Source organism: Streptomyces sp. SCPE 10, assembly GCF_051980735.1.
Taxonomy (GTDB): domain Bacteria; phylum Actinomycetota; class Actinomycetes; order Streptomycetales; family Streptomycetaceae; genus Streptomyces; species Streptomyces misionensis.
This window is the reverse complement of record NZ_CP197069.1, coordinates 3,101,176-3,113,957: the sequence shown is the minus strand read 5'-3', so window position 1 is coordinate 3,113,957 and position 12,782 is coordinate 3,101,176. Positions and strand designations below refer to the sequence as shown.

Genomic DNA, 12,782 nt, shown 5'->3' with positions numbered 1-12,782 from the left:
CCGGATTGGCTTTCCCGCCGCAGGTAGGGGCAGGATGCGTCCCTGGGCGCGAGCGCATCGGCATCGCAGTGCCTGCGGCCTGACCGCCGCGTGGCACACCCCAACGGCAAGAAAAACACGGGAGTAACAACATGAACCGCAGTGAGCTGGTGGCCGCGCTGGCCGACCGCGCCGAGGTGACCCGCAAGGACGCCGACGCCGTGCTGGCCGCGTTCGCCGAGACCGTCGGCGAGATCGTCGCCAAGGGCGACGAGAAGGTCACCATCCCCGGCTTCCTGACCTTCGAGCGCACCCACCGTGCCGCTCGTACCGCGCGCAACCCGCAGACCGGCGAGCCGATCAACATCCCCGCCGGCTACAGCGTGAAGGTCACCGCGGGCTCCAAGCTCAAGGAAGCGGCCAAGGGCAAGTAAGCGCGTAGGCGCTCCGCTGTGCGGCTCCGGTCCGCCGGAGCGCCGTCGGCGCGCGGGTCCGCGGGTGGCCGCGGGCCCGTCGTGGCCGATCGCGCGGCTTCCCGCGCCCCGCGGGGCGCGGCCCGGCGGGCGGCGCCGCGAAGAGCCGACGATGCCAGCAGGGCGGCCCCCCTCGAACCGAGGGGGGCCGCCCTGTTTGCCGTTTGCTCCGGGGTCAGCCGAGCGCCTTGCCCGGCAGCTCGACCTTGGCGCCGAGCTCCACGAGCTTCTCCATGAAGTTCTCGTAGCCGCGGTTGATCAGGTCGATGCCGTGGACCCGGGAGGTGCCCTCGGCCGCGAGCGCGGCGATCAGGTAGGAGAAGCCGCCGCGCAGGTCGGGGATGACCAGGTCGGCGCCCTGGAGCCGGGTCGGTCCGGAGACGACCGCGGAGTGCAGGAAGTTGCGCTGCCCGAAGCGGCAGTTTGAGCCGCCCAGGCACTCGCGGTAGAGCTGGATGTGGGCGCCCATCTGGTTGAGGGCCGAGGTGAAGCCGAGCCGGGACTCGTAGACCGTCTCGTGGATGATCGACAGGCCCGTGGCCTGGGTGAGGGCCACCACCAGCGGCTGCTGCCAGTCGGTCTGGAAACCGGGGTGTACGTCCGTCTCCAGGGCGATCGACTTCAGCTGGCCGCCCGGGTGCCAGAAGCGGATGCCCTCGTCGTCGATCTCGAAGGCGCCGCCCACCTTGCGGTAGGTGTTCAGGAACGTCATCATCGAGCGCTGCTGGGCGCCGCGGACGTAGATGTTGCCGCCGGTCGCGAGCGCCGCCGAGGCCCAGGAGGCGGCCTCCAGGCGGTCCGACAGGGCCCGGTGGGTGTAGCCGCTCAGCTTGTCCACACCGGTGATCCGGATGGTCCGGTCGGTGTCCATCGCGATGATCGCGCCCATCTTCTGCAGTACGCAGATGAGGTCCTCGATCTCCGGCTCGACCGCCGCGTTGGACAGCTCCGTGACGCCCTCGGCCAGCACGGCCGTCAGCAGCACCTGCTCGGTCGCGCCCACGGACGGGTACGGCAGCCGGATCTTCGTGCCCCGCAGCCCCTTCGGCGCCTCCAGGTACTGGCCGTCCGCGCGCTTCTCGATGGTCGCGCCGAACTGCCGCAGCACGTCGAAGTGGAAGTCGATGGGACGGCCGCCGATGTCACAGCCGCCGAGACCGGGGATGAACGCGTGCCCGAGCCGGTGCAGCAGCGGGCCGCAGAACAGGATCGGGATACGGCTGGAGCCGGCGTGGGCATCGATGTCAGCCACGTTGGCGCTCTCGACATGGGTCGGGTCCAGCACCAGCTCGCCGGGCTCGTCGCCCGGACGGACCGTCACCCCGTGCAACTGGAGCAGGCCGCGTACGACGCGCACGTCACGGATGTCCGGAACGTTGCGCAGCCGGCTCGGCGCGCTGCCGAGCAGCGCGGCGACCATGGCCTTCGGTACGAGGTTCTTCGCACCGCGGACACGGATCTCGCCCTCAAGCGGGTTTCCGCCGTGGACAAGCAGGACATCGTCGTTGACGGTCATGAATCTCGCGTTCCGATCAGATGGGCAGGGGACCGCCGATCACCGGGCGGGCCGTGGGACAGGGTAATCGCCGATCACCCCCCGCCCGTAAGTCCGCGTACCGCCCCGCCGTGTCATGGGTGTGTCACAACACGAAACGTCCATGATCGGGCACATGGGGTCACCGCTCGCCCGCGTGCGCCGGGGCCGCTTCCGTGCTCCCTGAGCTGCGTTCACTCCCCCACTCCGATTGGCTCCCCACTCCCGGGGAAGATGCGGGATCATGTCTGGCATGACCGAGGTGTCCTCGCTCACAGGGCGGCTGCTCGTGGCCACCCCCGCCCTGGCGGACCCGAACTTCGACCGCGCGGTGGTGCTCCTCCTCGACCACGACGAGGAGGGTTCCCTCGGCGTCGTCCTCAACCGCCCCACCCCCGTGGGCGTCGGCGACATCCTGGAGGGCTGGGCCGAGCTCACCGGCGAGCCCGGCGTCGTCTTCCAGGGCGGTCCCGTCTCGCTGGACTCGGCGCTGGGCGTCGCGGTCGTCCCGGGCGGGGCGAACGGCGAGGGGACCCCGCTGGGCTGGCGGCGGGTGCACGGCGCGATCGGCCTGGTCGACCTGGAGGCGCCGCCCGAGCTGCTCGCCCCGGTCCTCGGCTCCCTGCGCATCTTCGCCGGGTACGCGGGCTGGGGCCCGGGCCAGCTGGAGGACGAACTGGCCGAGGGGGCCTGGTACGTCGTCGAGTCCGAGCCGGGCGACGTCTCCTCGCCGGTCCCGGAGCGGCTGTGGCGCGAGGTGCTGCGCCGCCAGCGCAGCGAGCTGGCGATGGTGGCCACATATCCGGACGACCCTTCGCTCAACTGATGGCCGGGCGCTTCAGTACCCTGGCGGTATGAGCACTCTTGAGCCCGAGCGCGGGACTGGTACGGGGACCCTCGTAGAGCCGACGCCACAGGTGTCCCACGGCGACGGCGACCACGAGCGCTTCGCCCACTACGTCCAGAAGGACAAGATCATGGCGAGCGCCCTCGACGGCACCCCCGTGGTGGCGCTGTGCGGCAAGGTCTGGGTGCCGGGCCGCGACCCGAAGAAGTACCCCGTGTGTCCCATGTGCAAGGAGATCTACGAGTCCATGGGCAGCGGCGGCGACGACAAGGGCGGCGACAAGGGCAAGGGCAAGTAACGCCCCGCCCCCCGTTGTGACCTGCGAGGGCCCCGGTGCGCTTCGGTGCGCGCCGGGGCCCTTCGCCGTGCCGGCGCTTGCTCGTGTCACGCGTCCGAGTGGTCGAGACCTCTTGTGGGTGGGAACCAGGGGTCCTAGCCTCCCTGTCCATCGACTGGTTGTACGGAGCGAAACGGCCGTTGCGCACAGTGCAACGCGAGCGTGGAGGTGCGGCGGACCACATGAGTGAGATGAGCGACAAGGGGCCGGTTCCGGCCGATTCCCCGCAGTCCGGGGCGGTGGCGCTGATTCCGGCGCCGGTCCGGGTCTCGGTGCCCGGCGCCCGCTGCGTGATCGACGCGGGCACGGAGATCGACGCCGGCGAGGGCACCGAACCGGTGGCGCGCTGGCTGCGCTCGGCCGTCGGCGCGGCGACCGGGCTGCCGCTCGCGCCGTACCGCGACGGCACCGGCCGCGTCCGGCTGCGGATCGTGCCCGCGCTCGCGGACGAGCTCGGCGGCCCCGAGTCCTACCGTCTGCGCGCCGAGGGCCGGCGGGTCACCCTCGACGGGGCGAGCCCGGCCGGACTCTTCCAGGGCGCGCAGACCCTCCGGCAACTGCTCGGGCCCGACGCCTTCCGGCGCGCCCCGATCGGCGACCGCGCCGCATGGGAGTTCCCCGCCGTCACCGTCGAGGACAGCCCCCGGTTCGCCTGGCGCGGGCTGCTGCTCGACGTGGCGCGGCACTTCATGCCCAAGGACGGGGTGCTGCGCTATCTCGACCTGATGGCCGCGCACAAACTCAACGTGCTGCACCTGCACCTGACGGACGACCAGGGCTGGCGGATCGAGATCAGGCGCTACCCGAGACTGACCGAGACCGGCTCCTGGCGGTCCCGGACGAAGTTCGGCCACCGGGCCTCACCGCTGTGGGAGGAGAAGCCGCACGGGGGTTACTACACCCAGGACGACATCCGGGAGATCGTCGCCTACGCGGCCGAGCGGCACATCACCGTCGTACCGGAGATCGACGTGCCCGGCCATTCGCAGGCCGCCATCGCCGCGTACCCGGAACTCGGCAACACCGACGTCATCGACACCACGGCCCTCTCCGTCTGGGACACCTGGGGGATCAACTCCAACGTACTGGCTCCCACCGACAACACCCTGCGGTTTTACGAAGGGGTGTTCGAGGAGGTCCTGGAGATGTTCCCCTCACGGTTCATCCACATCGGTGGCGACGAATGCCCGAAGGACCAGTGGCAGAAGTCGTCGGCCGCCCAGGAGCGCATCGCCGAGCTGGGGCTCGCCGACGAGGACCAGCTCCAGTCCTGGTTCGTGCGGCACTTCGACACCTGGCTCGCCGCGCGCGGACGCCGGCTGATCGGCTGGGACGAGATCCTCCAGGGCGGCCTGGCGCCGGGCGCCGCGGTCTCCTCCTGGCGCGGCTTCGAGGGCGGGGTCACCGCCGCCCGGGCCGGACACGACGTGGTCATGTGCCCCGAGCAGCACGTGTACCTGGACCACCGCCAGGCCCCCGGCGACGACGAGCCGGTGCCGATCGGCTTCGTGCGCACCCTGGAGGACGTCTACCGGTTCGAGCCCGTTCCGGCCGCCCTCACCGAAGCCGAGGCGCGGCATGTGCTCGGCACCCAGGCCAACGTGTGGACCGAGGCCCTGGAGGACGCCGGGCGCGTGGACTACCAGGCGTTTCCCCGGCTCGCCGCCTTCGCCGAGGTCGCCTGGAGCCGGCTGCCGGCCCCCGCGGACCGGGACTTCACCGAGTTCGAGCGCCGGATGACCGCGCACTACCGGCGACTTGACGCCCTGGGCGTCGCCTACCGGCCGCCCGCCGGGCCCCGGCCGTGGCAGCGGCGCCCGGGCGTGCCGGGCCGCCCGATCGACGGACCGCCGCCCAACAGGTAGCCGCGGGCGGCCGGATCCCGGCGGGTGTACCCAACGGGCCTGCCGGGCAACGCGGATAGAACAGATAGCGGAGAAACCCCGTCAGCATCACCGAAGAGTGGCAATTCGCCCTCTTCGGTGATGCTCCGCCAAACCGGCCCATCTCCCCGATGAGGTGGGCGAATGCCTCCTAGCGGACCCCCGCGTTCGGGCCCTGCGAAGATGTGCCAGAGTTGCCACGTCCGCCCTGTCAGCACGTACCGTACGGCGCAACAGGCGGGACCAGGTGGGGCAGCGGGAAGGGGCAGCCGGTTTGACCACGCACGCACCGCAGGCGGGGCAGGCCGTCACGCTGCCCACGACGTTGGACGAGGCGGTGGCGGCGCTCGCCGCGATGCCCACCGCGGTCCCCGTCGCGGGCGGTACCGACCTGATGGCCGCCGTCAACTCCGGGCAGCTCAGGCCCGCGGCCCTGGTCGGCCTCGGCCGGATCAGCGAGATCCGCGGCTGGCAGTACCAGGACGGCCACGCGCTGCTCGGCGTCGGCCTCACCCACGCCCGCATGGGCCGACCCGACTTCGCGGCCCTCATCCCGGCGCTCGCCGCCGCCGCGCGCGCCGCGGGCCCCCCGCACATCCGCAACGCGGGCACCCTGGGCGGCAACATCGCCTCCGCCGCGCCCACCGGGGACGCGCTGCCGGTGCTCGCCGCCCTGGAGGCCACGCTGATCGTCGCGGGCCAGGGCGGGGCGCGCCGGGAGGTCCCGGTCTCGCACCTGCTGGCGGGCGTGGAGATGCTGGGCGGCGGCGAACTCATCGGCTTCGTGCGGGTGCCGCTGCTGCACGCCCCGCAGGTCTTCCTGAAGGCCACCGCGCGCACCGGCCCCGGCCGCGCGCTCGCCTCCGTGGCGCTCGTCCTCGACCCGGCCCGGCGCGGCGTGCGCTGCGCCGTCGGGGCCATCGCGCCGATGCCGCTGCGGCCGCTGGAGGCCGAGCAGTGGGTCGCGCAGCTCATCGACTGGGACAACGACCGCAGGCTCGTCCCCGAGGCACTGAGTGCCTTCGGCGAGTACGTCGCCGCGGCCTGCATCCCCGACCCGGCGCCGGAGGCGGACGGCTCGGTGCCGTCGCTGCCGCCCGCCGTACTGCACCTGCGGCGCACCGTCGCCGCGCTGGCCCGACGAGCACTGGGGAGGGCGCTGTCGTGACCGACGACCAGCACGGAGAGGGCACGCCCGAGGGCGGCGGGCGCTGGAACCCGCTGCCGGGCGACTACGACGACGGCGCCACCGCCTTCGTCAAGCTCCCCGAGGGCGGCATAGACGCCCTGCTGTCCGGCGACAGCCCGCTGGCCGCGCCCGGCCACGGCTATGTGCCGCCGCGCATCCGGCAGGCTCCCGCGGAGGGCGCCGCCGGGGGCTGGCCCGCCGCGGACGGCGGTGGGTGGCCCGACCCGGGCACCACGCACGGGGGCACGGACGACCGGTTCACGTACGACCCGGCCGCCACCCAGCACTGGACCTTCGAGGAGCCCGCGGCTCCGGCCGCGCCCGGCCACGACGTCACCGGGCAGTGGTCCATCCCCGTCGCCGGGGGAGAACTCCCGGACGAGTCGGGCGAGTTCACGACGTCGTCCCTGGTGGAGCAGTGGGGCGGCACCCCGCCGGCCACCCTGCCGGGCGGCGCGCCGGCCCCCTGGGCCACCAACGCCGGCCAGCCCTGGGGGCAGGCGGCCGGGGCGGCGGCCCCGGTGGCGGACGGGTACGCGACCGGCGAGGGGTACGGTACGGAGGCCGGGCACGCGCCGGGGGAGACGTACGGCGGCGTGAGTGGGGAGACGTACGGCGGGCCCGGCGGCGTGCCGGGAGAGGCGTACGGCGCGGGGGCCGGGGAGCACCCGGGCGACGAGGACTTCGGCGCGGGGCGTGCGCAGGGCGCGTACGCCGGTCCGGTGCCGGGCGTGGACACACACGACGGGTACGGCCACGCGCCGGGCGCGGACCAGCGGGTCGGTCACGCCCAGGCCGAGCAGACGCAGACCGGTCATCCGCAGGCCGGGCACCCGCAGGACCTGCACGCCGGAGCGCACGGCGGGGGCCCGCAGGACGGTTCCGCGCCGGGCGCGTACGGCCAAGGGGCGTACGAGCAGCCCGCCCCACCGGACGGCGCGCCCGCGCACGACCCGCATGGCCAGGGTGCGCGGGAGCACGCCGGGCACGGACACGACGACCGGATAGAGGGCCCGCTCGGCCGGGCCGGGCAGGGACAGCCGGGACACGCGGAGGCCGTGCACCGGCACGACGCCGCTCACGATCCGTCGGCGCACGGCGAGTCGCCGTACCCCACCCCCGACGCCTACGCGCAGGACGGGCGCGCGGCGGAGGCGCACCACACGCCGCCCGCCGGTGTCCCCCTGGAGCAGACCGCGCACGACCCCGCGACGGCCCCTGAGCGGCCCGTCGACGGCCCGGCGGACCACACGGCTCCCGCCGAGCCGGGTGCCGCGCCCGAGGCCGCCACGGAACCCGGCACGGCCCCCGCCGCGTCGGACGGGGCGGAGGGTGCGGCGGACGCCGCGGGCCGGGAGGCCGACGCCGTCCCGGCGGCACCGGTCGTACCGGAGCAGCGCACCGGCGCGCCCGCGCCCACCGTGCCCGAACAGCGGTCCGACACGCCCGCACCCCCCGTCGGCGTCCCCACCGTCCCCGCTCCGGCGCGCGACGGCGACACGCCGGTGACCGCGTCCGGCACCCCGGAACACGCCGTCCAGGACGCCCCGGAGCCCGCGGACGGCGCCCGCCCGGAACCCGACGACCGGGCCGAGCGGCCCGAACACCCGGACCGGCCGGAACAGACCGAGCCGTCCGAGCCGTTCGAAGGGCCCGAACAGCCCGCGGAGTCCGCCGCGTCCGCCCTCGGTGCCCCCGAGGCTCCCGGCACCCCGGACGCCTCGAACGCGCCGGACGCCTCGAACGCGCCGGACACGGCGGACACCGCGGACGTCCCGGAGGAGCCCGCCCCCCTCCCGCCCCACGACGACCACCCCCTCGCCTCCTACGTCCTGCGGGTGAACGGTTCCGACCGCCGGGTCGCCGACGCCTGGATCGGCGAGTCGCTGCTGTACGTGCTGCGCGAGCGGCTGGGGCTCGCCGGGGCCAAGGACGGCTGCTCGCAGGGCGAGTGCGGGGCCTGCAACGTGCAGGTGGACGGCCGGCTGGTGGCCTCCTGCCTGGTCCCCGCCGTCACCGCGGCCGGCACCGAGGTGCGCACGGTGGAGGGCCTGGCCAAGGACGGGCAACCCTCCGACGTGCAGCGGGCGCTGGCCCGGTGCGGCGCCGTGCAGTGCGGCTTCTGCGTGCCCGGCATGGCGATGACGGTGCACGACCTGCTGGAGGGCAACCCCGCGCCGACCGAACTGGAGACCCGGCAGGCCCTGTGCGGCAACCTGTGCCGCTGCTCCGGGTACCGGGGCGTCGTCCAGGCCGTCCAGGAGGTCGTCGCCGAGCGCGAGGCCGCGCACGCCCCCGAGCCGGAGGCGGACACGGCCGGCGAGGCACGCATCCCGCAGCAGGCGGCCCCCGGCTCCGGCGGCGTCGGCCCGTCGGCGTTCGAGGCACCGGGTGCCTTCGACACGCCGCCGCCCACGCCGGACGGCTACGGCGACGTGCCGGACGGGTACGGCGACGTGCCGGACGGCTACGGCGACATGCCGGGCGGCTACGACGCGCCCGATGGCTACGAGGCGCCCGACGGCTACGACGCGCCCGACGGTTACGGCGACACGCCGCCCTACGGCACGCCGGGCCCGCACGACCAGCACTACGGCCAGGACGGAGGCCAGGCGTGAGCAACGAAGCCGCCACCGCGACCCCCGCCGGGGAGTCCGCCCCCGAGCCCGAGGGCGCCCCGCACGGCCTCGGCGTCTCCCTGCCGCACGCCGACGCCCGCGCCAAGACCGAGGGCACCTTCCCCTACGCCGCCGACCTGTGGGCCGAGGGCCTGCTGTGGGCGGCCGTACTGCGCTCCCCGCACGCGCACGCGCGGATCGTGTCCATCGACACCCGGCACGCCCGCGAGATGCCCGGCGTGCGCGCCGTCATCACCCACGAGGACGTGCCCGGCACCCCGCGCCACGGCCGGGGCACCCCCGACCGGCCGGTGTTCGCCTCCGAGGTCGTACGGCACCACGGCGAGCCCATCGCCGCCGTCGCCGCCGACCACCCCGACACCGCGCGGATGGCCGCGGCCGCGATCATCGTCGAGTACGAGATCCTCGACCCGGTGACCGACCCCGAGCGGGCGTTCGAGGCGGAGCCGCTGCACCCCGACGGCAACCTGATCCGGCACATCCCGCTGCGCCACGGCGACGCGGAGGCGGTCGGCGAGGTCGTGGTCGAGGGCCTGTACCGCATCGGACGGCAGGACCCGGCCCCGATCGGCGCCGAGGCCGGACTCGCCGTGCCGCGCCCCGACGGCGGTGTGGAGCTGTACCTGGCCTCCACCGACCCGCACCACGACCGCGACACCGCCGCCGCCTGCTTCGCCCTGTCCCCCGATCAGGTGAAGATCGTGGTCACCGGGGTGCCCGGCGCCACCGCCGACCGCGAGGACCAGGGCTTCCAACTCCCGCTCGGCCTGCTCGCGTTGCGCACCGGCTGCCCGGTGAAGCTCACGGCGAGCCGCGAGGAGTCCTTCCTCGGCCACGCCCACCGTCATCCCACCCTGCTGCGCTACCGCCACCACGCCGACGCCGAGGGCAGGCTGGTCAAGGTGGAGGCGCAGATCCTGCTGGACGCGGGCGCGTACGCCGACACCTCCGCCGACGCGCTGGCGGCCGCGGTCTCCTTCGCGTGCGGCCCGTACGTCGTCCCGAACGCCTTCATCGAGGGCTGGGCCGTGCGCACCAACAACCCGCCCTCCGGCCATGTGCGCGGCGAGGGTGCGATGCAGGTGTGCGCCGCCTACGAGGCCCAGATGGACAAGCTGGCCAGGAAGCTCGGCGCGGACCCGGCGGAGCTGCGGCTGCGCAACGCGCTGGCGACGGGCGACGTGCTGCCCATCGGCCAGACGGTGACCTGCCCCGCCCCGGTCGCCGAACTCCTCCAGGCGGTACGGGACTTCCCGCTGCCGACACTGCCCAAGGACACGCCCGAGGAGGACTGGCTGCTGCCCGGCGGCCCCGAGGGCGCGGGCGAGCCGGGCGCGGTGCGCCGGGGCGTCGGCTACGGCCTCGGCATGGTGCACATGCTCGGCGCGGAGGGCGCCGACGAGGTGTCCACGGCGACGGTCAAGGTGCACGACGGCATGGCGACCGTGCTCTGCGCGGCCGTCGAGACCGGCCAGGGCTTCACCACGCTGGCCCGGCAGATCGTCCAGGAGACCCTGGGCGTCGAGGAGGTCCGGGTCGCCCCGGTCGACACCGACCAGCCGCCGTCCGGCCCGGGCTGCCGGGGCCGGCACACCTGGGTGTCCGGCGGCGCGGTGGAGCGGGCGGCGAAGATGGTCCGCACTCAGCTGCTCCAGCCGCTGGCGCACAAGTTCGGCATGTCGACCGAGCTGCTCCAGATCAACGACGGCAAGATCACGTCGTACGACGGGGTGCTGTCGACCACCGTCACCGAGGCGCTGGACGGCAAGGAGCTGTGGGCCACCGCGCAGTGCCGCCCGCACCCCACCGAGCCGCTGGACGCCGCGGGGCAGGGCGACGCCTTCGTGGGACTCGCGTTCTGCGCGATCCGCGCGGTGGTGGACGTGGACATCGAGCTGGGCTCGGTCCGGGTGGTGGAGCTGGCGGTCGCCCAGGACGTCGGCCGGGTGCTCAACCCCGCCCAGCTGACGGCCCGGATCGAGGCGGGTGTCACGCAGGGCGTCGGTATCGCGCTCACCGAGAACCTGCGCACCCCGCGCGGGCTGATCCGCCATCCCGACCTGACCGGCTACGCCCTGCCGACCGCCCTGGACGCGCCGGACATCCGGATCGTCAAGCTGGTGGAGGAGCGGGACGTGGTCGCGCCCTTCGGCGCCAAGTCGGTCAGCGCGGTTCCGGTGGTGACGGCCCCGGCGGCCATCGCCTCCGCCGTCCGCGCGGCCACCGGCCGCCCGGTCAACCGGCTGCCGATCCGCCCCCAGGCCGCGGTCGTCACCACGCGGTGAACGCCGCGGTTGCCGCGATCCGGTGAGCGTGGTGGTCGTCCCGGCCCGGTGAGTGCGACGGCCTTCCCGACCCGGTGAGTGCCGCCGGGCAACGTGCCCGGGTCGTCCGGCGTCCTTTCAGGCGAGGGGCGTTGTCAGTGGGGCGGCGTAGTGTGCACAGCGGTGGGGGAGCCGGGCAGCGGCGCCGGCCACACTGTCACGCAGTGGGAGATCGCGGGGGAGCGATGAGTACGACGGATGCCGGGACGGCGGCGATCACACTGACCGAGGCGGAGCTGGACCGCCATGTCACCCACGCGCCGACGCGCGGACTGCTCACGGGCCCGGGGCTGCCCGCCGTGACCGACGTGCTGACGTTCTCGCCGCTGCGCGCCCACGGCCTGCGCACCCTCGCGGACGCGGCCGAGGGCCCGCTCCACCTGGCGGAGGAGCTGCGCGACCGCCTGGTGATAGGCGAGCTGCTCAACCCGCCGGGCACGGCGCGCGAGTCGATCCTGCTCGACGGCGACACGGGCGAGGTGACGACGGCCTACCTGCGCGACCCGTCCGAGTCCCGCCCCTTCGCACCCTCCCTGGCCACGCTGCTGCGGTTCGCCGCGGTCACCGAGGAACTGACCGGCCTGCGGGGCCGGTTCGCCTCCCTGGCGGGCCAGTACGGCCCGAGGGCGGTCGCCGAGGCCTCGCGCCGCCTCCTCGCCCTGTTCGAGGAGGGCACGGACGGCGTGGTCCCCCGGTACTGGAAGGTGGCGGCCCTGATCCGCCCGCTGTCCCTGGTCGCGGGCCCTGGTACGGCCTCCGGTCTCACCCTCGACCTGCCCGCCCGCGTCCTGGACCAGGAGTTCGGACACGGCCGGGTGGTCCGCTTCGAGGAGGTCGACTTCCCGGCCACGCTCACCCACGAGCCGACCCGCCGCTTCCTGCGCGAGACCGGCCTGCCGGAAGAGGCGGTCCTCTTCTTCGCCGACCCGGACGCCCCGCTGCCGACCCTGCGCGAGCACTTCACCCGGGACCACCCCGACTACCCGCTGTCCGAACTCCCGGCCCACTGCGACCACTTGATCCGCCTGGGCTACCTGGTCGAGGACAACAGCCTGGTGGTGGACGGCCGCACCGGCGCGGTCCTCACCTTCAGCGAACCGGAGGCGGCGCTCTACCCCCTCAACACCGACGTCTCCACCCTCGCCTTCACCCTCTGGCTCCTGCACCACGAACGCACCATCGACCAGCACCTCTCCCACGAACTCAGCACGGCCTCCTACGAGCAACTGGCCGCCGCCATGCTGCACACCCTGACCACCCTCGACCCGACGGCCACACTGCCGGGCACGACGTGGCACTACTGGACCGAGACGTTCCAGGACGAGGCGGGCGGCGTCCTCTGACCCCAGCCACCCCGCGGCACCCGGCCCGGGTCGCGGTACCGGTTCGGCTCCTTCGACGGGAGCCGCCGACGGCGACGCGGTCGATCTTTGGAGGCCGTGACGGGAATCGAACCCGTGTAACTCCCCGCGGGCGGAGCCCGCTGGTCGATGCTGCGCAGGCGAGCCCCTGAACCGCGCGGGTACGGGCGGTCGATCTGTGGAGGCCGTGACGGGAATCGAACCCGTGTAACTCCC

Annotated in this window: 9 protein-coding genes; 8 read left to right on the top strand and 1 reads right to left on the bottom strand. The window is 74.3% G+C overall.

What is annotated here, in order from left to right; genetic code table 11:
• Positions 1–131: 131 nt before the first annotated feature.
• Entirely contained in the window at positions 132–413 is a 282-nt protein-coding gene (locus ACSP97_RS14605) for an HU family DNA-binding protein (protein ID WP_023550134.1), read from the top strand.
• Positions 414–627: 214 nt separating this feature from the next.
• Here ACSP97_RS14605 and murA read toward each other — a convergent pair whose 3' ends face one another.
• Positions 628–1,968 carry a UDP-N-acetylglucosamine 1-carboxyvinyltransferase gene (murA, locus tag ACSP97_RS14600; protein ID WP_440557836.1) on the bottom strand — a complete coding sequence of 447 codons (1,341 nt, stop codon included), beginning with the start codon at positions 1,966–1,968 and terminating at the stop codon, positions 628–630.
• A 271-nt stretch (positions 1,969–2,239) separates the two neighbouring features.
• Between murA and ACSP97_RS14595 the strand changes: the two genes are divergently transcribed.
• From ACSP97_RS14595 to ACSP97_RS14565, 7 genes are all read left to right on the top strand, one after another.
• Entirely contained in the window at positions 2,240–2,812 is a 573-nt protein-coding gene (locus tag ACSP97_RS14595) for a YqgE/AlgH family protein (RefSeq protein ID WP_355153522.1), read from the top strand.
• Between the two features lie 28 nt (positions 2,813–2,840).
• Positions 2,841–3,131 (top strand): DUF3039 domain-containing protein, encoded by a 291-nt coding sequence (locus ACSP97_RS14590; RefSeq protein WP_070022705.1) that lies wholly within the window; start codon positions 2,841–2,843, stop codon positions 3,129–3,131.
• Between the two features lie 230 nt (positions 3,132–3,361).
• Positions 3,362–5,035, top strand: coding sequence for a beta-N-acetylhexosaminidase (locus ACSP97_RS14585; protein ID WP_440558432.1), 1,674 nt, complete (start codon positions 3,362–3,364; stop codon positions 5,033–5,035).
• A gap of 292 nt (positions 5,036–5,327) precedes the next feature.
• Complete coding sequence (locus ACSP97_RS14580; protein ID WP_440557833.1) at positions 5,328–6,221, top strand: FAD binding domain-containing protein; 894 nt, start codon at positions 5,328–5,330, stop codon at positions 6,219–6,221.
• Positions 6,218–8,860 (top strand): 2Fe-2S iron-sulfur cluster-binding protein, encoded by a 2,643-nt coding sequence (locus ACSP97_RS14575; protein ID WP_440557831.1) that lies wholly within the window; start codon positions 6,218–6,220, stop codon positions 8,858–8,860. The genes ACSP97_RS14580 and ACSP97_RS14575 overlap by 4 nt, the downstream gene beginning before the upstream one ends.
• Entirely contained in the window at positions 8,857–11,166 is a 2,310-nt protein-coding gene (locus tag ACSP97_RS14570; RefSeq protein WP_440557829.1) for a xanthine dehydrogenase family protein molybdopterin-binding subunit, read from the top strand. Before ACSP97_RS14575 ends, ACSP97_RS14570 begins: the two co-directional genes overlap by 4 nt.
• 224 nt (positions 11,167–11,390) lie before the next feature.
• A complete protein-coding gene (locus tag ACSP97_RS14565; RefSeq protein ID WP_355153514.1) occupies positions 11,391–12,548 on the top strand; it encodes an SUKH-4 family immunity protein in 1,158 nt (385 codons plus the stop codon).
• Positions 12,549–12,782: the final 234 nt, after the last annotated feature.

Coding starts and splice junctions, on each gene's coding strand:
- ACSP97_RS14605 (WP_023550134.1), top strand. CDS start 132: ATGAACCGCAGTGAGCTGGTGGCCGCGCTGGCCGACCGCGCCGAGGTG.
- murA (WP_440557836.1), bottom strand. CDS start 1,968: ATGACCGTCAACGACGATGTCCTGCTTGTCCACGGCGGAAACCCGCTT.
- ACSP97_RS14595 (WP_355153522.1), top strand. CDS start 2,240: ATGACCGAGGTGTCCTCGCTCACAGGGCGGCTGCTCGTGGCCACCCCC.
- ACSP97_RS14590 (WP_070022705.1), top strand. CDS start 2,841: ATGAGCACTCTTGAGCCCGAGCGCGGGACTGGTACGGGGACCCTCGTA.
- ACSP97_RS14585 (WP_440558432.1), top strand. CDS start 3,362: ATGAGCGACAAGGGGCCGGTTCCGGCCGATTCCCCGCAGTCCGGGGCG.
- ACSP97_RS14565 (WP_355153514.1), top strand. CDS start 11,391: ATGAGTACGACGGATGCCGGGACGGCGGCGATCACACTGACCGAGGCG.